Source organism: Fervidicoccus sp. SLHALR4 (assembly GCF_058692745.1).
In genome coordinates this window covers 389,611-407,995 of sequence record NZ_CP182483.1, presented here as the reverse complement: position 1 = coordinate 407,995, position 18,385 = coordinate 389,611, and the positions used below count along the sequence as shown (strand labels likewise).

Here is an 18,385-nt window from a genome sequence, read left to right as displayed (position 1 = left end):
TTCCAGAAAAAACCCTTCTATTTATTCTCTCCATTTTGTGCTCTGCTCTCTGGAGCAGGTCTGTAGAAGATCAGAGGCTTCTCTCTCATCAGCCCGCTGGGCTTGATCAGAAGGATCGCTATTATTGAAGCGCTGAGGAGGAGGTAGTCAAGCCATGCTACGTTGAAGGGAAGGAAGCCGGACAGCTGTTGCTTGTATGTGAAGATGAGAGTCCTCGCAGTGACGAATGCAAAGGTCCCAACCAGCGGGCCGAAGTCTGTGCCCATCCCCCCGAGCATCATCATGACCCATGGCCAGAAGGTCCAGGAAAATCTGTCGTAAGCTGTAGCTATCACTCCTATCGTGTAGTAGGCGTAAAGGCTCCCTGCCAGAGCCGCTGTGGCGGAGCCTATGAAGATAACAGTTGCCCTGCTCTTCACGATATCCTTTCCCAGCGCATTAGCAGAGTCCTCGTTCTCCCTCATTGCCTTCAAAGCTCTCCCGAATGGAGAGTTCAGCATCTTCCTGGAGAAGAGGAAGACGAGGAGCGAGACAAGGGCCAGCACTAATGTGTAGTAGACGTATCTGTTGTCTCCGAAGCCGTAGAAAGGATCTGGAACCTGGACTCCAGACGTCCCCCCAGCGATCGGCTCGTAGTTGTATCCTATGACCCTAGCTGTTTCGGCCATAGCCAGCAGGGTTATGCCGAGGTAGTCCTCCCTCAGCCTTACAGAGGGAATCACGCTTATGAGCCCTATGATCCCGCCGATAACTGCAGAGAGGAGAAGGGCAGCAGTGAATAAAAGAGCAGCATTCGCAGGAGAATGCGCGAGCCAGGGATCGAGAACAACAGCGATGGAGTTGCTCTGCAACACATAGTTATTCACCGTGAGCGGGGAATCAGGGTGGGCCAGATTGTAGAGGAGAACGCCCAGCCTTGGGGAGAACCACGCAGTGAAGAGGGCTCCGGATATCACGGCGAGCATCTTGCCGAAGTTGGGAAGGCCCATGTATCCGGCCTCAATGTTCAGGCTGACTACAACGATGAGGTAGATGAAACCCGTGGAAGCAATTGTCAGGAGCAGCTGGAGAGCCTCGCTGGCCATCTACTTCAGCCTCCTCTTCAATGCTTTGAGCTCTATTCCCGCTATGCCCTTTGGAAAAAGCAGGAGGACCAAGGTCATTATCAAAAGGGGGATGACAGGTCTGTAGGCGGAGCTGATCCCCGTTGCCTGGGTTATGTACCCAAGCAGAACGGTCTCGCTCGTCCCCACAACGAAAGCCCCGATTATGGAGCCGTAGAGAGAACCTATTCCTCCCAATATGCTCGATGCGAATATGCTCACGATCAGCGTCATCCCTATCGATGTGTTCGTATAGAACTTCAGCGGTATGAGGGATCCGGCCATTCCAGAGATCCCCCCAGATATGAACCAGGCGAACACATTTGCGAGCTCGACATTGATCCCTATTACTCCCGCGAGGTTCGGATTCTCAACGACGGCTCTGAGGGCTATGCCGAACTTGGTTCTCTTCAGCAGGATTTCGAGCGATGCCAGGACCGATAGCAGGAGGAGGGGGGAGATTATGACTGCCCTCTGGATCCCATTGCTTCCCATAAGGTCGAAGCTGTAGAACGTGAAGTCCCTGGCATCCAGACGGAGAGGAATGCTGTACCCCAATCTGCTTGAAAGTGAGGAAACGGAGGAGAGGAGGTAGGAGGACATGCTGTCTACATATATGTTCAGGAGGGAGAAGAGGAGCATGTCAACGGCTATCGTCGCTATCATGAGAACTGTGGGACTCCCTCCCCTCATCTTCAGGGGCCTGAGGATCAAAACGTATTGCATCACCGCAGCAGCCCCCACGATGAGGAAGGACAGGATAATGAACTCCAGATAAACTGCCGGAGGTATAGTGTAGCTGTAGACGGCGGCGTTGATCTTCTGGGGATCGGGAGACAACGAAGCTGTTGCTCTGACAGCATCGATCCTGCTCAGGGAGACCGAGCTCCATGCTATATAGGCGCCGAGAACAGCGAAGCTCGCCTGAGCGAAGTTCGGAACTCTGGTTATCGCGTATGTGAGCGAGAGGCCCAGGCTGATGAGGGAGAGTATCGAGCAGTATGTAACTGCGTTCATGAGCTGCGGAGAGAGCATCTGAGAGCCTCCTGCCGAGGAATGATTAAAAAGTTCAATTATAAGTGGATTATATTGCTTTCTCCCAGCTTCCAGTTCAGCTGAAAATGAACGCTTTCGTTGCTGTATCGTACATCCCTGCATATACCCACTGGTACTGGTTCGCCTCCTTCGCCACTCCGTAGATGAAGTAGTTCGCAAACGCCCTGTCACCGTTTTGATTCAGCTGGGTCCATCCCGTGACTCCATAGAAGTCAGAAGCTATGGTCGGGAGAACCTTCACCACCTTATCCGGATTGTACTCTCCGGCGGTAACTATGGAGAGAGCGAGTATCCATGCGATGTCATATGTGTTGTATGCATAGGTTATGGGCTCCGTCCCGAGCTGCTGAACGAACCTATTGGTCAGGGCATCGTACTTCGGATTGGGGAGCGTTCCGGATATGGTTGCAGTGAAGTTGGTCTTAACGGCGAAGGCTGCAGCAACTGGATCTCCAATCAGCTTTCCTGATTTAGCTATGCCGTCTGTCCCTATCCACCTCACGCTGGAGAGAGAGGAATATTGGCTCGCCTGATCCATGAACTGGACCCCCTCCTCGAAGGATATCAGGATTACTCCGACGCTCGACGCTCCGTACTTGCTAATGAGGGAGCTAACGGTGCTCGCCAGCTGATTGACCTCAGACGTGTAGTCGCTGGCCTGAGTAGAATATCTCGGCCCGCTGATGGCATCTATGCCGAGGGATGCGAGATTGGCGAGCGTGGAGTTTGCTAGGTTGTCTCCCCAGTCATCCCCTCTCCACACAACTACCACATGCTTGAGGCCGAAGTGGTTGGCCAGCTGCGCTAGCGCTTCCCCCTGCATCCTGTCGTCGACTACGAGCCTGAATATGAGGTCGTTTGGTACAGCGAGGGCTGGAGACGTGCTGGACGGGCTGAAGATCAGGATGTGATTAGAATTCGCGAATCCCATGAGGTTCTTAACTTCGGAGCTGGCCATTGGGCCTGCGACAAATTTAACTCCCTGCGAATAGAGGCTCTGGAGCTTCTGGAGGGCAACATCTGGGTTTGTCTGCGTATCCTCTATGATGACCTTGACTTGATAGGGAATGCCGGAGGCATTGAAGAACGAGTTAATGTCCGATGCTGCCATCTGCAGTGCCAGGCTGTTCTGCTGCCCGAATGTCTGCAGGTCTCCGCTCAGGGGAAACAGCCCCCCGATCTGTATGACCGTAGTCTGCTTTGCCTGCTGAGCAGTTGTGCCGGTGGAGCTCGGACTGCTCGAGGGCTTAGCAACATATCCTACTGCAACTCCAATGAGCAAAGCGACGACTGCTACGATTATAAGCTGAGCTTTTGAATCCATACATGCGACCTCCGTTTTTGGAAAGGGGGTTTAGATGAAGTTGAATATAAATTATTTCACCCCTTTCTTGTGGGAAACCGGCATTTCAGCAGAATCAATTATCGAATAATATTAATTATAATTTTAAATATTCTCTGCTCTGGAGCCTCTCACCGCTTCGGAACATCACTCCGCGGCCCTGTGCTCCTCCCCCCTCACAGCTGATAGGGCAAAGGCTATGAGAAGAACGAGCATGGAAGCTCCAAACGCAGCCTTTATCCCTACGAGGAATCCAGCTGCAAGGCCGCCAACAACGCTGCTCGTCCCCATGAAGATTTTGAATGCAAGCTCTCTCGGCAGGGATAGGGAGGAGACCCCTATCGCGAGGACGTAGCTCAGCAGCATCCCAACATTCCCGAGGGTCCTCTGTATTCCGCTTGCTCCTCCGTAGTACCCTCTAGATGCATTGGCCATTATCGCGCTGTTGTTTGCTGGATAGAAGAGAGCGGATCCTATACCCCCGATCATCGATGAGACGACTATGAAAGAGAGGGGAGTGTTCGGAGTGAGGACCGCTATGTATATCGCAACGCTGGCCATCATCATCCCTATCCCAAGAGTTGCGGGTATCCTGGAGCCTATCCTGTCCGAGAGCCTTCCTGAAAAGGGAGAAATGGCGCTGGCGATCAAATATCCGGGCACGAGGAGCAAAGAGGTCTGGAAGGGGGTGAGCCCCCTTACTCCCTGGAGATACATCGTCATTATGAACGAGATGGAAATGTAGCCCATGCTCTGGAAGAAGGATGCGAGTATCGCCGCAGTCAGCAGCCTGTTCCTGAAGGCCTTCAGGTCGATTATAGGCATTTCCTGCCTCGGCTCTACATAAAAAAGCATAACTGCGAACAGAGAGACCCCCAGAGCGACGAGTGAGGCTGCTTCAATATTCATCCCAGCCCCTGCTGCTTCAGTGCTCCCGAGCGAGATCAGGACGAGAGAGGCCGTCATGAGCAGCGTCCCGAGCAGATCGAACTTCCTCCTGACCGTAGCATACGACTTTATGTACTTAGCTCCGAGGGCGAACGCTGCTATTCCAATCGGCACATTTATATAGAAAATGAACCTCCATCCCAAGGCCGTCGTTATGAATCCGCCGAGCACAATGCCGAGAGTGGAGCCTATGTTCCAGCCTATCGACGTGTACCCGAAAGCCCTCCCTCTGAGGTTCGGAGGGTAGTAATCGGCGATAACGGCTCCAGAGGTGGACTGCATCATTGCTCCTCCAAGCGCCTGCAGCGCTCTGAATGCTATCAGGGCCTCCATGTTTGGAGAGGCTCCGCAGAGGGCAGAGCCTGCCGTGAATATCAGGAAGCCTAGATTGTATATCTTCGACCTTCCAATGTTGTCTCCGAGCCTCCCCATCTGGGCGCTCAAGGCAGCGATCACGATGATGTAGACCATTATTACCCATCCAGCCATCTCCAGGTTGCTGTGAAGCTCATCCACAATTGTTGGGATGGCTAAAACTACAATGGTGCTGTCTATTGCCGACATCATTACTCCGAGGAAAACTACGAGGAGAACCAGCTCCCTTCGAGCATTCTGCTGCATTTCGCTTCGCCCGCCTCTATCCTGCAGGAAGCTTCTGAACTTCACTGCTCGAGCTCCTACTTCAAGATATTGAGGATTAATAACTGTTCCCTGAAAAACTATAATAGCGCTACAGGAAAAATACAAGTGAAGCACCATGTCCAGGCTCCCCCTTCTTGCTACTGGAAAGCTCGGAGCAGACTACGAGCTGCTCTTTGCCTATTGGGAGATAGCCAAGGAGGAAGGAAAGGGGAGGGAGAAGGATGTAGTTCTGAGGAGCGAAGACATGGACATGCTCGAGTCTCTGTCGAAGCAGAGAGGCGGCAGGATCAGGCTCGATGATGCAATCTCAGCGCTCATCCCCTCCATACTCAACAGGATAGATGCCCAGCTTGCGCAGAGAGCTTACAGAAAGGTCCACCAGATCGAAGTGTCCCATGAGTTCGCTGCTGCAGCGCTGGCGAAAGTGATAGCTCTCTGGACAGTTGAGGCTCTGGAAACCATGGGGAGGGTCAGGATCTAGCTTTGACTGCTGCTTCCAAATATCTCCGCTCAAATTGAAGTTGTGGACGAGTTTCGCAGGGAAGAAGAGCTCTTCTGCAACACATTTTTTAACCTAGAGGGAACTATTTAATCAGAGGGGGCCGGTAGCTCAGCTGGAAGAGCGCTGCCCTCGCACGGCAGAGGTCCCGGGTTCAAGTCCCGGCCGGTCCACCACTTTTGGCTTCAAAGCTTCACATCTTGAAGGAGGCGCTGCCTTTTGAAGAGAATAGAGCTTCCTCCTCCGAGGAAGATATCATCCCTCAGCTTGGAAGAAGCGATGCTCAGAAGAAGGAGCGTGAGGAGCTTCAGGGAGGATCCCCTAAATATCGAGGAAGTCTCGATGCTCCTTTGGGCGGCCGGCGGAATCATTGAGGAAAACGGGTTCAGGAGGACGGCGCCGAGCGCTGGAGCAACATACCCGCTCGAGCTCTACATATTCATTGGGGAGAAGGCGATGGCGGAAGCACCGGAAGCTCCAACAGGCGTGTACAGATACATACCGGAGGAGCATGCTCTCGTGCTCGTAAAGGAGGGAGATGAGAGGAGGAGACTCGCTTTGGCATCGTTCGGGCAGAGGTTCATCCTGTCAGCCCCCATCTCCATAGCAATATTTGCTGAATACGAGAGGACGGTTTCCTACTATGGGGAGAGGGGATACAGGTACGTGCACTTCGAAGCGGGGCACTCTGGGCAGAACATATACCTTATGGCAACCGCTCTAGGGCTGGGGACTGTGGCTGTTGGCGCTTTCGACGACAGCTCAGTCAGAGAGCTCGCCGGATGCTCAGCTCAGCCGCTCTACATATTCCCGGTTGGAAGACCGAAGAAATCCCAGGAGCCCGGCAGCTTCGAAGGCATAGCGAAGAGGATCTCGGCGGAGAGATCTCGATCTCGCAGGGAGGAGAGATGAGCTCTGTGGACTGCAGCAAGATAAAGCTGTTCGTCGTCAGAATCTCGGAGGACTCCCCATCGGCGAGCACGGGAGTCAAGCTGTACAGGCTGGGCCTTGCAGAGCGAATAGGAGAGAGGAAGCTCAACAGAGCGAGGGGAATATTGCTCGACCCCTATGCATCTTCTCCGATCTCGAGGTCTGACAGCAGAGAGGCGGAGAGCATCATCGTCGTGGACAGATCTTGGAATGTTCTAGAGGAGGACGAGAAGTTGGTTTCTGTCCGCACAAGAGCTGTGAGGAGGAGGCTCCCCTTTCTGATGGCCTCAAACCCGGTGAACTACGCAAAGGCTTTCAGGCTAAGCAGCGCAGAGGCAGTTGCGGCCGCCCTTGCAATCCTGGGGTGCTGGGAGAGGGCAGAGGAGATCATGTCTAAGTTCAAATGGGGGGAGAACTTTTTTACCTTCAACGAGGAGCTCCTGCATAAATATGCGGAGGCAAAGGATGCCGAAGAACTGGAAAGAATCGAGAGGGAGATCATTAAGAATTTGATGGAAGGGGACCGAAGATGAGGGTAACAGTTGAGGCAGGGAGCAGGCTGCACCTCGGCTTCTACAGCATACTGAATGAGTCCAGGGCCTACGGCAGCGTCGGCATATACCTCGAGGAGCCGAGGACGCTCGTCCGCATTGCTCCAGAGGGATCAGCTCCAGATGAGCTCAGAAGTTTGATCTCGGCCATATGCGGCAGTGAGGCCGAGCTTGGAGCTCAGGTCCTCTCATCTCCTCCAAGACATGTTGGAGCTGGATCCACGACTCAAATAGCTATGTCCGCCGGCCTGGGGGCGAGCATCTACTGCAGGAAGAGGCTCAGCTACAGGGAAATAGCCGTTGCAGCTGAGAGGGGGACGGTCTCGGGAATTGGAATCCATGCATTCAGGTTCGGAGGGCTGATAGTGGACGGCGGGAGGGCGTGGAGAGAGGGAATGAAGCTTTCTCCCCCCAATAGCCCAAGAGATCTCCCCCCGCTGATCTCGCGCATCCCCATCCCCAAGGAGTGGATAGCCGTCCTCATTGTACCGAAGGGCGGCAGGAGGGTGAGGGAGGAGGAGGAGAGCTTCATGCTCTCCCCCGAGCTCCCAGACTTCGATCAGGGCCAGCTGCACAGGAATTTGGTAATGCTGCTGCACGGAGCGCTGGGAAGAAACCTTGGGCTTTTCTCCAGAGGGATCGAGGGGATTCAGAACCTGATGGGAGAGTACTTCGAGAGATATCAGGGGGGCCGCTTCTCCGGCGAGCAGACCCGAGCATCTGTTGACGTTCTGAAGGCCGCCGGCGCCCTCGGGACAGGACAGAGCAGCTGGGGGCCCCTTGCCTACGGCTTCTCTTTGGAAGAGAGGAGGGAAGCGCTTCTGGCTGAGATCCGCCGGCGGCTGAAGAGGGAGGGGATAGATGCGGAGGTCATCATCACTAAGGCGAGAAACAGGGGAGCAGCCGTGAGGATCGAAAAATGAAAGAAAAACAAACGGTACTTTTATATATGGTAAGTGCTTGATTATATATTTGGTGGGAAACTAAATGCCCTCAGCCATTGTACTAATAAATGCTGAAATTGGGAGTGAGGAAGAAGTATTCAACGAGATATCCAAGGTGAAGGAGGTAACTGAAGCTTACGTAGTATACGGAGTATATGATGTGATCGTCAAGGTAGAAGCGGAAACTATGGACAGGCTTAAGGAGGTCGTGGCCTCTCAGATAAGAAAGCTGCCCAAAGTCAGGTCCACGCTCACAATGATAATCGTCGAAGGGAAGGAGCTCAAGAAGAAGTGAAGAAGCTAGCTGTGGGCCTGGACGGCTTCGATTCGAATTTCTCCGGCTGCACTACTCACTTCACAGTTTTTTTAATCAAGCTTCTCAAGTCCTACGGCATAGATTTCAGGCTGAAGTCCGGGCCGATTCTCGTCAGGCTCAACCCAAACGTCCCGTTCAAGACGAGGGGGAACGCGGCAGTATCGCTCATTACAGAGGGGGATCTAAGCGAAAGCCTCGTGGAGAGGGCCGTGGAGGAGCTCTCCGGCATATACAGCTTCGATGGAAAGGGCTCAGCATTCATCCTCGACCTGGACTCCGCCCAGAATATAGAGAGGGCCGTGGAGCTCTACCGCAGATCCCTTTCAGATCTCGTCCCCAGGAAAGTCGCCCTCGAAGTTGCTGAGGAGATCGGAGGAATGATCGCTGCTGGCGAGAGGAGCCTGGTAGGCTCGCTCTCTGCTTTGGGCTACGCTTTCTCCGGATCGGAGTCCACATTCGAGCTCCTGGCCTACAGGTCCCTTGATGCTGAAGGGGAGAGGATCATCGATGAGGAGAGGGCCGCAGAGGTACTGCTCAGCTTCCCCTCCCTCTTCAACAATGTAAGCAGGAAGAGGAGGAGAGTCGTCGCCGTCCCAAGGGGGCCGGATCCTGTGCTCATAGGGATAAGGGGGACAGATCCGAAGGAGATAGTTGAAGCTTTCTCATCAATCCTCCCATACATGGAGAAGCCTTCCTCCTGGTGCATATTCAGGACAAACCAGCACACAGATCCTCACAGGTTTCCCAGGAAGATAGAGGAGCTCAAGGCTTACAGGACAGGACTGATAGAAGGGAGAGTGAGCAGCAGTCCCGAGGTGAGAAAGGGGGGCCACGTATTCTTGAACATCGAAGATGACAGCGGCGAGATAGCTGTTTCCTTCTACAGCGAGACTTATCCGATGAACAGAGTAGCCTCAGCGCTCAGGAAGGGAGACAGGATCAGGGTGCTGGGGGGAGCTGTGGATTCGAAAGGAGAAGGAGGGCTCATATTTGAAGCTGAGAAGCTGTGGATCCTGGAGCTCTCGGAGCTGAAGATATTCAGGAATCCAAGGTGCCCAAGATGCGGAGCTAAAATGGAGAGCGCAGGGAGAGGGAAAGGATACAGGTGCCCGAAGTGCGGATACAGGGCAGCGGAAGGCTTGGAGAAGGAAGAGGTGGCGCTTAAGAGGGATCCCCTGCCTTCCCCCATCTCTCCAATGGAGGGTAGGGTAAGGCACCTGGTCAAGCCATCTGAACTGGAAGGCGTTGAGCTCCCCAGAGTGGATTTGAAAAGCGGAGGGGAGAGCTGCTCTATCTGAAGAGCGCTGTCCTGCGCAGCTCCCGGGCCTCCCGCATAGAGCCACGCAGCAGGTCTTCAAAGAAAACCGCCGAGGCAAATTTTATAATCGCTCCAAAACCTATTTTCTTTCATAAAAGTGAAAGCGGGGATGTTATAGATGGGTAAAGTGAGGACCGCAATGGTAAAGAGGACAGCGAGAAGGCTGATCTCAATGTACCCAAGCCTCTTTACGGACAGCTTCGAGAAGAACAAGGAGCTCGTCAGGAAGCTTGTCGATATACCGAGCAAGAGAGTCCAGAACAGGATAGCCGGCTATGTGACCAGGCTGGTGAAGATAAGCAAGAAGAAGGAAGCAGCAACAGCTTGAGAGAGCGGTGTCTGCCTTTTGCCCAAGGTGATATTTGTAGGGCAGCTCAAGGAGATCTTTGGCGGTGAGAGCCTGGAAGTTCCTGGCAGAAGCCTCAGCGAAGTGCTCAACCTTCTCTCCTCGAAGGCTTCAGACCTCCTAGATCTCGACAGAAAGCCCAGCGGAAAGTACGTTTTTCTGATAAATGGGGTCGACTCCCTCATCTACGGCGACGATGCTCCGCTTAAGGAAAATGACGTTGTGACGATAGTGCCCATAAGCCACGGGGGATGAGGATTGTCCAGCGAAGATTCGAAAAGCGACAGGTTCCTCACCCTTCGATGGGACGATATAGAGGAAGCCTCTCTCACCATTGCTGAAAAGATCTTTTCCTCGGGCTTCACCCCGCAGGTCATCGTTGGGGTGTTGCGGGGAGGGTGGATCCCTGCGAGAATGCTGAGCGATCTTCTCGATGTGAAGGAGGTTGGGGCCCTCGAGATAAAGTTCTACAGGGGGGTAGAGGAGAGGAGCGAGCGCCCAGTGATAACGCAGCCGCTGGTCTGCGACGTAAAGGACAAGAACGTGCTCATAGTGGACGACGTTGCTGATACAGGAAAGAGCCTCCAGGTAGCTCTGGGGGCTGTTAGCCTCTACGGTCCCAAGCTCATAAAGACGGCATCCCTCTATACGAAGCCGTGGAGCGTGATCGTTCCGGACTTCTACTATGGCCAGACAGACAAGTGGATAATCTTTCCTTGGGAGAAGAGGGAGACGGTTCAGACTCTAGTTGAAGCTGAGTACAGGATAACAAGCAGGACATCTGTGGATGTGGAGGGGATATCGAGGGATCTCTCCCAGAAGGTCGGCCTCGATCAGGAGAAAATAAGGAGGATACTTAACCTCATCGTGGGGGAAAAGAGGCAGAAATGACCCAGAACTCCTCTTGCGCCAATGTGCCTATATATCCCAGCATGTCTTCCGCGCTATTCTTCACCATTTCGAGGGATAGACTCAGCATCCCTCCGGAGATAACAGTTCTCGAAGCCGAGCTGCCTTCTGCCCTTATAGCATCGTGCGCGCATGCTGCTAAGGCTGCCGAAGAAGCCGTCAGAGCTAATGAAGCCGGCGACTCCCTCAGGAACAAGCGGCTTGAGGTTCTGAGGAGGCTGCTGGTGAGGAAGCAGGTCAAAGATATCGAGGAGTTCTTGAGCAGATACAGCGGGGAGAGCTGCTTCGCCTATGTAACCAAGAAGCCTATAGATGTTCCTGAGCAACCTCCGTGCCGCTTCAATGAGAAGGCCGTGGAAGTTATTTTGGAGGATCCCGCCCTCAGGGAACTGGGGGAGCTGGCGCTGATTGCGGCGGTGGCTCTTTCCTCCATAGGCAGGTGGATCTCCTGAAGCCTTTCGTCTGGCAGACCGAGAGAAGCGAAAAAAAGAACTATGCTTCCCAATTCTCAGATTTTCGCTATGAGCTGCAGCTTGATATACTGTTCCTGAAAGAACTGCATTGGAGGTACTCATCATGCAGCCCGTGGTCATCGACGGCAGCTTTGGAGAAGGCGGGGGGCAGATAGTGAGGACTTCCCTGGCCCTCTCCGCCGTCACGGGGAGGCCCGTGAAGATAGTCAACATAAGGGCGAAGAGGAGGAATCCCGGCCTGCAGCACCAGCACCTCTCCGCAGTGAAGGCAGTTGCCATGATATCGGGAGGAGAAGCTGTAGGAGCATCACTGGGAAGCACCGAGCTCTCATTCTTTCCCGGGAGGCTGAGGGCGGGTTCCTTCAAGATAGATGTTGGGACGGCGGGCAGCGTAACGCTCATAGCTCAGGCCCTCCTTCCCGTGCTCCCCTTCCTGCCCGGAAGGACGAGCTTCGAGATTGTTGGGGGAACGGATGTCCCGTGGAGCCCAACTTCTGACTACTTCGCCTCCGTTGTTGCGAAAACAGCTGAGATTGTAGGCTTCAAATTTTCATTCGAGATACTCAGAAGAGGCTACTATCCAAGGGGAGGGGGGGCGGTGAGGCTTACAATAGAGGATCCCCCCGGATCTCTGAAGCCATTCAGGCTGCTCAGGAGGGGGAGGATAGAGAGGTTCGAAATAAGGAGCGTTGCGCACAACCTCCCGAGACACGTTGCAGAGAGGCAGGCTGGCAGCGCGCAGGAGGTCCTCTCCCGAGAATTCCGCGGTTCCGAGATCTCAACCCTCATTGAAGACGATTCCTCTCCTCTCAGATCTCTCGATCCAGGCTCCTCTGTGAGCATTGCTGCATACACAGAGAGCTCGATCCTGGGGGCTGACTCTCTCGGCGAAAGGGGGAAGAGGGCGGAGCTTGTCGGGAGGGAAGCGGCGCAGAGGCTCATCGAAGACCTCCGCACGGATATGGCCCTCGACAGGCACATGTCGGACATGATCATCCCGATCGCTGCTCTGGCTGGAAGGGGGAGCGAGGTCGGTGGAGCAGCGCTGACTGAGCATGCTCTTACAAACGCTTCTGTGGTAGAGAAGGTCCTCGGGGTCAGAGCAGCGGTTGAGGGGAAGAAGGGAGAGCCGTTTGTGATGAAGATCCTTTGAGGACTACTTCTCCTCTCCAGCCTGCGGAGGCATGCAGAACTTCTTCATAATTTCGAGAATTATGGAGGTGGTGCTGTTCGGGGTCACTCCCGTTTCCCTCCTCTCAAGCCTGATGACCTCCACATTCTTCAACCCCCTCTTTTCGAGCTCCCTCTTGAGCTCCTCCTCTCTGACCTTCTGGTCTGGGCCCAAAACGATTATGTCGGGGGAAAGCTCGACAATGGGCTTGAGGAAATCGCTCCTGTCGCCGAGAACTGCGTCTCTGACCCACTTCAAGGATCTGACCATCTCCAGCCTGGAGCGCTCCGGGAAGATCGTCTCCCTACCCTTCGCCTTCTTCGAGTTCTCATCCCTCGAAACTACGACGTAGACCTCCCCCAGCTTCGCAGCTGACTTAATGAAGTGCAAGTGCCCTGGATGGAGGATGTCGAATGTCCCAGCAACGACGACTCTCTTGGGCCTCTCCCTCTTCCACTCTATCTTGATCTTTCCCCGTATTGCCAGAGAGTCCAGAAGCCCCTCTGCGTAGGATACAGCTGCAATTGCTGTGCTGCAGTCGCCTCTCTGGAAGTAGTACTTCGCATCTTCCAGGTATAGGGAGGAGAGCTCGATGAGCTTCCTTTCATCTTCTTCCAAGGAAAAAGAGCCCCTCTCGACCTGCTTCAGTGCATCTTCGACCATGGGGATGTAGAGCGATGCCTTCTCACACGCGTCGCTCATCCTCTGAACACCTCTATGGAATCTCTCTCAGCAAAGTGGAGCTTCCCTGGGACTATCAAGGAGTGGGGAGGCCTGAGATCCTTCTCCATGATGGCTGAGGCTTCAGCCAGTATTATCCTCTCGTCCGGCCAGGCAGCCCTCTCTATGACTATGACTTCCCTGTCCTCGCTGAACGCGCCCATCCCCTCTCTCTCCTCTGCTTCGATCAGCAGCCTCACAGCATCCCTTGCATTAAGGGGGCCCAGCCTCTCATCTATATCGAGGAAGAAAAAGGTGTGGAGCCCTCTCTTCAGGTTCTCGGCCATCACCAGGTAGGGGTATGTCGAGAAGATTCCGTCCCTCGAGTAGACAATGGTCGCGCTCTCCCCGAACTTGTAGGAGAAGAGCCCTGTAGCAGATACGGAGTATGAGAATATGTTCACCGAGGGCACATACTCGACCCTGCATCCCATCTTCAAGAAGGAGGTTCTTAGCACTGAATGCGTGGTCGCTATGAAAGGATCTCCAACCGTTGCAAGTGCAACAGTCTTCCCCTCTGCTGCTTCCCTCATGAGAGCTTCTCCAGATCTGTCTTCCAGATCCCTCCTCGAAAGCTTCACTATCCTCCCCTTTTCCACCCCAATCCTCTCCAGCGCCTCGGCAACATCCGGATAGTAGAAGCTCGTGTATCCCTCATAGAAAACCTTCTCTGCCTTCCTCAGCTTCTCAGCAGCCTCACTGGTTATGTGTCCCTCTTGGAGACCGAGACCAACGAAAACGATCTTCCCTGGACAGCTGCTCAATGAAACATACCCCTGACACTAGGTATTAAAACCGTGAGGAGTATTTATCAGTTCGGAGTGAGCAGTCTGTGGGAATAGGCAGGGAAGGAGGGATCCTGACCGTAGGGGGCATATCGGCAGAGGAACTCGCGAGGGAGTTCGGGACTCCTCTCTACGTGTATGATGAGGAGACAGTAGAGAGGAACTTCGCCAGACTGGCTGGCTCCTTCAGCTACAGGCGCTTCAGGATTCTCTATGCCGCAAAGGCCAACTCCAATCTCCACATCCTCAGGCTCTTCAGATCTCTCGGCTCCGGCCTCGATGCAGTATCCCCATACGAAGTCCTCCTCGGCAGGATGGCGGGATTCCAGCCGGGCTCCATCCTGTTCACGGGCAGCAGCGTCAGCAGGGAGGACATGAAGATCGCTGAGGAAGCGGGAGCTTTGGTGAACATAGACTCTCTTTCGCAGCTGAAGAGATATGCTTTGTTGCGCGGAAATGGAGAGGTGTCTCTCAGGCTGAACCTAGGGTACGGGGAAGGGTACCACTCCTTCCTCGTCACAGGAGGAGCAACGAAGTTCGGGATCAGCATATATGATCTGGAGGCAGCCCTCGAGCTTTCCAGAGAACTCGGGATCACCGTGAAGGGCCTGCACACCCACATGGGTTCCGGGATAGCTGACCACAGGCTCCATGCCAGAGCGCTCCGAGATCTTCTTGAGCTGGCCGAGAGGATAGAGACCGTTGATTTCATAGATATTGGGGGAGGCTTCGGCATAAGCTACAGGAAGGGAGACCCCTCCCTCAGCATTGAGGAGCTTGGGAGAGAGCTCTCTCTTCTCATGGAGGATTTCACGAGCAGATCTGGGAGGGATGTGGAACTCTTCACTGAGCCCGGAAGGTACCTCATAGCGGAGGCTGGTATCCTGCTCGCCAGAGTGGTTGATGTGAAGAGGGTTCATAGCGAGGGCGGGAAGCGCTGCTTCATAGGAGTGGACAGCGGAATGGGTCACCTCATAAGGCCCGCGCTGTACGGAGCTCATCATGAGGTAGTTCCCGCAAGGATCAGGGAGGGTGGAGCCGTAGAGGCGGACGTCGTGGGGAACTACTGTGAGAGCGGCGACGTCATAGCTAGAGGCATCAGCCTCCCTCCAGTTGAAGAAGGCGACATCATTGCCGTCATGAATGCGGGGGCGTATGGATTCTCCATGAGCTCCAACTACAATTTGAGGCCCAGACCAGCGGAGGTCATTGTTAGGAAAAGTGGGAAGGCGGAGCTGATTAGGAGGAGGGAGAGCTTCGAAGACATGATCAGGACAATGCTCTGAGGCAGGATCGGGTTCCCGGAAAAAAGCATTCAGAGATAGAGCTGCTCCGGCTCTATGACGGAGCCCGGCTTGAGGGTCTTCCCCCCATTTATTATTGCCCCCTCCCCAACTATGGCTCCTTTCTTCCTGTACGCCTCCCCCTTAGCTCTCGCCTCCTGCAAGTCATAATTGAGAGTGACGACCATTGGCCTCAGGGTTGCCCTCTCCCCTATGACGCTGTCGGTCACATTTGAGTTGGAGCCGATTGTTGCTCTTGAGCCGACGTAGCTTCTCTTGAGCTCCACGCCAGCTCCTATAACTGCATAGGGCTCTACGGAAACCCCGCTCCTCAGAAGGGTGTGGGCTCCAATGAAGGCCCCCTTCGAGATGTATGCAGGCCCCTTTATAACCGAGTAGTGATCTATTGTGGCGCCGCTCTCTACGACTACTGGGCCCTCTAATATGGCGGTTGGGCTCACCTTCGCGTCCTGGCCTATGAAGACTCCCTCGCTCTCGCTGAGCAGAGACTTGACCAGCTCCAGAAGCTTCCACGGCGATGCGAGGGGGGTGTATCTCCCTGAGTAGATGTAGAATGACGGCTTCCCAGAGTTGAGGGCCCTCAGGACTGCATCAGCTGCTCTCTCGGAGCCCTCGAAGAACGAAAGGAGATCTTCCTTCTCCCCCACTATGGTGCCTGCGAAGGTGTAGGGCGAGGCTTCTTCCCTGATTATTGAGGCCCTCCTCACATACTTCCCAATGAACTCGACTTCTACTCCGATCCTCTCGATCTTCTCCTCCTGGAGGGACTGGTCTGGAACAACAACGGCGAGCCTAGCGCCTCCGCTCTCCTTCCAGCTATCCACAGCGCTCCGCAGGAAGTCCGGAGGGAAAACATGGCTCCCTACGATCAGGGCAACCTCATCGTCCTTGGCTTCACGAAGGGCCTCGGAGGCGCACCTTGCTGCAAGCTTTCCAGCGCAGTCGAGGAGCAGAACCCTCTCCCCTATGGAAGCCCTGACCTGCTGTGAAATTGAAGGATAAGCCACAACGATGTCCTCGAAGCCTCCGCTCATCGCCGCTTGAGCGATCCAGACAGCTACAGGCTTCCCGAGAACAGTTATGTTTGGAACAGGCTTTTCCTTCTTCGTGAGCGGGAACAGGCTCTCCAAATCCAGACCGCTGACGTATACTACTGAAACCATTTTTCATCACTCCACGGTCACGGTCTTTGCGAGGTTTCTAGGCCTGTCCGGATTGAACCCCCTTCTAACGGCGGTGTAGTATGCTAGGAGCTGGAAAGGAGGGGTGAGGGCGTAGGGCTCCAGGAGGGGGCTGGTCTCGGGAACTCTGAACAGCACCCTCGCCCCAAGCTTCTCCCTGAGCCTCTCTGGAGCCAGCGCAACCGTCATGGCCCCCCTTGCATTCATCTCTGCAACATTGCTCGCAATCTCCTCGAATGAATCGCCGCTAACTATGAAGAAGACGGGGAAGTCCTTCTCAACGAGCGCAATCGGCCCGTGCTTTGACTCTCCTGCAGGGTATGCCTCTGCATGTATGTATGAGATCTCCTTCAGCTTGAGGGCGGCTTCATACGCCAAGGGGACTCCCAGCCCCCTGCCGAGGAAGTAGAGGCTCTGAGAAGCATATATCCTTTCTGCCATGCCCTTCGAGGCCCCCTCCGTCATAGCTATAGACTCTCCAGCTATCCTCCCAGCCTCCCCGAGCGCACCGATCATCTCCCTCCCCTCGCTTGCATCGATCCTTCCGAGCCTCATCGCCAGCTTTATGGAAAGCAGCGATGCCACAAGCGCCTGAGTGAGGAAAGTCTTGGTAGCAGCTACTCCTATTTCCGGGCCGGCCCTCATGGGAATGGTGAAGTCCGCCTCCCTACCTATGGTGCTGCCCATTACATTTGTAATGGCTACAGCTGTTGCTCCCCTGGCCTTGAAGGCCCTCATCGCCTTCATCGTGTCTATAGTCTCCCCGCTCTGGCTGACGGCTATTATAACATCCCCCTTCTCCGCAAGGTGCTCCACAGTCCTGAACTCAGAGGCTATGAAGGGATAGACAATCCTCCTAGCAAGCTTTTCAGCGTATAGCTTGAGGAGAAGGGAGGCGTGGTAGCTGGTTCCCGCAGCAGTTACGAATATCCTCTCCCCCCTGCTCAGGAGGTCAGCAGCCCTGTCCAAAATATCGTCGCTCATGAGGCCTTCATATGTGTTCCTCAGGACCTGGGGCTGCTCGTGTATCTCCTTTATCATGAAGTGCGGATATCCGCCCTTCTTGACCATATCAGACTTCCAGTCAACGCGGATTATCCTCTTTCCCAGATCAACCTCCTCACCGCTCAAGCTCTCTATGTGTAGCTCGCTCGGCGATATCCAGCCAACTTCTCCGTCCTGGAGGGGGATGAAGGTGTTCGTGTGCTCCAGCATGGCCGGTATGTCGCTCGCTATCAGCTTCATCCCATCTGATAACCCAACTATCAGCGGGCTCTCCTTCCTGGCGAAAAATATCTTGTCGGGCTCCTTCAGGGCAACCATCGCTAAAGCATAGCTCCCCTCAAGCATGGAAACGGCTTTCTTGAACGCAGTGAAGACATCGGAGCTCTTGGAGAGCTCCTCCACCATGTGAGCAAATACTTCCGTATCCGTCTCGCTCCTGAAGATGTGGCCTGAGGATTGGAGCCTCCTCTTCAGCTCCAGGAAGTTCTTTATGATCCCGTTGTGGACTACTGCAACTTCCTGCTTGCAGTCCACCTGGGGGTGTGCGTTGATCTGCGTTGGAGCTCCGTGCGTTGCCCATCTTGTGTGTCCTATCCCCGTGCGGCCAGGCGTGTTGGGGAAGTCATACCTTTTGGCTACCTGCTCCAGCATTCCGTCGCTCTTCTTTACGGTGATCCTCCCCTCATCAGCATCAACTATAGCTATTCCCACGCTGTCATAACCTCTGTATTCGAGGGATCTGAGGCCGTTGGTGATTATCTCAGCGACCCTGCTCTTTGAGCAGGAATCTGCACAGGTGACCCCTATTATTCCGCACAAACCGGTGTACCTCGTCTGCTCTC

The 18,385-nt window shown here is 54.4% G+C and carries 20 protein-coding genes and 1 tRNA gene; 13 read left to right on the top strand and 8 right to left on the bottom strand.

The window, feature by feature from the left end; genetic code table 11:
- Nucleotides 1–17 precede the first annotated feature (17 nt).
- The 4 genes from ACLGLO_RS02145 to ACLGLO_RS02130 form a co-directional block, all read right to left on the bottom strand.
- A complete protein-coding gene (locus ACLGLO_RS02145) occupies nt 18–1,085 on the bottom strand; it encodes a branched-chain amino acid ABC transporter permease (RefSeq protein ID WP_492128759.1) in 1,068 nt (355 codons plus the stop codon).
- Nucleotides 1,086–2,138, bottom strand: coding sequence for a branched-chain amino acid ABC transporter permease (locus ACLGLO_RS02140; RefSeq protein WP_492128758.1), 1,053 nt, complete (start codon nt 2,136–2,138; stop codon nt 1,086–1,088).
- Nucleotides 2,139–2,214: 76 nt separating this feature from the next.
- Entirely contained in the window at nt 2,215–3,483 is a 1,269-nt protein-coding gene (locus ACLGLO_RS02135) for an ABC transporter substrate-binding protein (RefSeq protein ID WP_492128757.1), read from the bottom strand.
- Between the two features lie 165 nt (nt 3,484–3,648).
- Entirely contained in the window at nt 3,649–5,070 is a 1,422-nt protein-coding gene (locus ACLGLO_RS02130) for an MFS transporter (RefSeq protein ID WP_492129114.1), read from the bottom strand.
- A gap of 136 nt (nt 5,071–5,206) precedes the next feature.
- Here ACLGLO_RS02130 and ACLGLO_RS02125 point away from each other — a divergent pair, with 136 nt between their 5' ends.
- The 12 genes from ACLGLO_RS02125 to rtcA all read left to right on the top strand — a co-directional run bounded on the left by ACLGLO_RS02125 (nt 5,207) and on the right by rtcA (nt 12,530).
- Nucleotides 5,207–5,572 carry a hypothetical protein gene (locus ACLGLO_RS02125; protein ID WP_492128756.1) on the top strand — a complete coding sequence of 122 codons (366 nt, stop codon included), beginning with the start codon at nt 5,207–5,209 and terminating at the stop codon, nt 5,570–5,572.
- Between the two features lie 118 nt (nt 5,573–5,690).
- Nucleotides 5,691–5,766 (top strand) — tRNA-Ala (locus ACLGLO_RS02120).
- Nucleotides 5,767–5,809: 43 nt separating this feature from the next.
- A complete protein-coding gene (locus ACLGLO_RS02115; RefSeq protein ID WP_492128755.1) occupies nt 5,810–6,502 on the top strand; it encodes a SagB/ThcOx family dehydrogenase in 693 nt (230 codons plus the stop codon).
- 5 nt (nt 6,503–6,507) lie between these two features.
- Nucleotides 6,508–7,053, top strand: a complete 546-nt coding sequence (locus ACLGLO_RS02110) for a DUF367 family protein (RefSeq protein WP_492128754.1) — start codon at nt 6,508–6,510, stop codon at nt 7,051–7,053.
- The gene (locus ACLGLO_RS02105) at nt 7,050–7,994 is read left to right on the top strand and encodes a hypothetical protein (RefSeq protein WP_492128753.1); all 945 of its coding nucleotides are present in this window, start codon (nt 7,050–7,052) and stop codon (nt 7,992–7,994) included. Before ACLGLO_RS02110 ends, ACLGLO_RS02105 begins: the two co-directional genes overlap by 4 nt.
- Before the next feature lie 64 nt (nt 7,995–8,058).
- Nucleotides 8,059–8,310: an Lrp/AsnC family transcriptional regulator gene (locus tag ACLGLO_RS02100; RefSeq protein WP_492128752.1), complete on the top strand. Its 252-nt coding sequence runs from the start codon at nt 8,059–8,061 to the stop codon at nt 8,308–8,310.
- A complete protein-coding gene (locus ACLGLO_RS02095; protein WP_492128751.1) occupies nt 8,307–9,629 on the top strand; it encodes a TiaS agmantine-binding domain-containing protein in 1,323 nt (440 codons plus the stop codon). Before ACLGLO_RS02100 ends, ACLGLO_RS02095 begins: the two co-directional genes overlap by 4 nt.
- A gap of 138 nt (nt 9,630–9,767) precedes the next feature.
- Nucleotides 9,768–9,977: a 30S ribosomal protein S17e gene (locus ACLGLO_RS02090; protein ID WP_492128750.1), complete on the top strand. Its 210-nt coding sequence runs from the start codon at nt 9,768–9,770 to the stop codon at nt 9,975–9,977.
- A 27-nt stretch (nt 9,978–10,004) separates the two neighbouring features.
- Nucleotides 10,005–10,250, top strand: coding sequence for a MoaD/ThiS family protein (locus ACLGLO_RS02085; RefSeq protein WP_492129113.1), 246 nt, complete (start codon nt 10,005–10,007; stop codon nt 10,248–10,250).
- Between the two features lie 3 nt (nt 10,251–10,253).
- Nucleotides 10,254–10,886 carry a phosphoribosyltransferase gene (locus tag ACLGLO_RS02080; protein WP_492128749.1) on the top strand — a complete coding sequence of 211 codons (633 nt, stop codon included), beginning with the start codon at nt 10,254–10,256 and terminating at the stop codon, nt 10,884–10,886.
- 41 nt (nt 10,887–10,927) lie between these two features.
- Nucleotides 10,928–11,356, top strand: coding sequence for a hypothetical protein (locus tag ACLGLO_RS02075; protein ID WP_492128748.1), 429 nt, complete (start codon nt 10,928–10,930; stop codon nt 11,354–11,356).
- Nucleotides 11,357–11,465: 109 nt separating this feature from the next.
- Nucleotides 11,466–12,530: an RNA 3'-terminal phosphate cyclase gene (rtcA, locus tag ACLGLO_RS02070; RefSeq protein ID WP_492128747.1), complete on the top strand. Its 1,065-nt coding sequence runs from the start codon at nt 11,466–11,468 to the stop codon at nt 12,528–12,530.
- A 3-nt stretch (nt 12,531–12,533) separates the two neighbouring features.
- Here rtcA and ACLGLO_RS02065 read toward each other — a convergent pair whose 3' ends face one another.
- Together ACLGLO_RS02065 and dph5 are read right to left on the bottom strand one after the other, a co-directional pair.
- Nucleotides 12,534–13,250: a DUF357 domain-containing protein gene (locus tag ACLGLO_RS02065; protein WP_492128746.1), complete on the bottom strand. Its 717-nt coding sequence runs from the start codon at nt 13,248–13,250 to the stop codon at nt 12,534–12,536.
- A complete protein-coding gene (gene dph5 / locus ACLGLO_RS02060; protein ID WP_492128745.1) occupies nt 13,247–14,032 on the bottom strand; it encodes a diphthine synthase in 786 nt (261 codons plus the stop codon). Before dph5 ends, ACLGLO_RS02065 begins: the two co-directional genes overlap by 4 nt.
- Before the next feature lie 68 nt (nt 14,033–14,100).
- Here dph5 and lysA point away from each other — a divergent pair, with 68 nt between their 5' ends.
- Complete coding sequence (lysA, locus tag ACLGLO_RS02055; protein ID WP_492128744.1) at nt 14,101–15,339, top strand: diaminopimelate decarboxylase; 1,239 nt, start codon at nt 14,101–14,103, stop codon at nt 15,337–15,339.
- A gap of 29 nt (nt 15,340–15,368) precedes the next feature.
- On the opposite strand, the gene ACLGLO_RS02050 is transcribed toward lysA, so the two are convergent.
- Entirely contained in the window at nt 15,369–16,520 is a 1,152-nt protein-coding gene (locus ACLGLO_RS02050; protein WP_492128743.1) for a hypothetical protein, read from the bottom strand.
- Nucleotides 16,521–16,526: 6 nt separating this feature from the next.
- Entirely contained in the window at nt 16,527–18,362 is a 1,836-nt protein-coding gene (glmS, locus tag ACLGLO_RS02045; protein WP_492128742.1) for a glutamine--fructose-6-phosphate transaminase (isomerizing), read from the bottom strand.
- Between the last annotated feature and the right edge of the window lie 23 nt (nt 18,363–18,385).

Excerpts from the sequence above, each read along its gene's own strand:
- ACLGLO_RS02050 (WP_492128743.1), bottom strand. The coding sequence starts at position 16,520 with ATGGTTTCAGTAGTATACGTCAGCGGTCTGGATTTGGAGAGCCTGTTC.
- ACLGLO_RS02065 (WP_492128746.1), bottom strand. The coding sequence starts at position 13,250 with ATGAGCGACGCGTGTGAGAAGGCATCGCTCTACATCCCCATGGTCGAA.
- ACLGLO_RS02100 (WP_492128752.1), top strand. The coding sequence starts at position 8,059 with ATGCCCTCAGCCATTGTACTAATAAATGCTGAAATTGGGAGTGAGGAA.
- ACLGLO_RS02135 (WP_492128757.1), bottom strand. The coding sequence starts at position 3,483 with ATGGATTCAAAAGCTCAGCTTATAATCGTAGCAGTCGTCGCTTTGCTC.
- ACLGLO_RS02145 (WP_492128759.1), bottom strand. The coding sequence starts at position 1,085 with ATGGCCAGCGAGGCTCTCCAGCTGCTCCTGACAATTGCTTCCACGGGT.
- ACLGLO_RS02075 (WP_492128748.1), top strand. The coding sequence starts at position 10,928 with ATGTCTTCCGCGCTATTCTTCACCATTTCGAGGGATAGACTCAGCATC.
- ACLGLO_RS02130 (WP_492129114.1), bottom strand. The coding sequence starts at position 5,070 with ATGCAGCAGAATGCTCGAAGGGAGCTGGTTCTCCTCGTAGTTTTCCTC.
- ACLGLO_RS02090 (WP_492128750.1), top strand. The coding sequence starts at position 9,768 with ATGGGTAAAGTGAGGACCGCAATGGTAAAGAGGACAGCGAGAAGGCTG.
- ACLGLO_RS02140 (WP_492128758.1), bottom strand. The coding sequence starts at position 2,138 with ATGCTCTCTCCGCAGCTCATGAACGCAGTTACATACTGCTCGATACTC.
- ACLGLO_RS02125 (WP_492128756.1), top strand. The coding sequence starts at position 5,207 with ATGTCCAGGCTCCCCCTTCTTGCTACTGGAAAGCTCGGAGCAGACTAC.
- ACLGLO_RS02105 (WP_492128753.1), top strand. The coding sequence starts at position 7,050 with ATGAGGGTAACAGTTGAGGCAGGGAGCAGGCTGCACCTCGGCTTCTAC.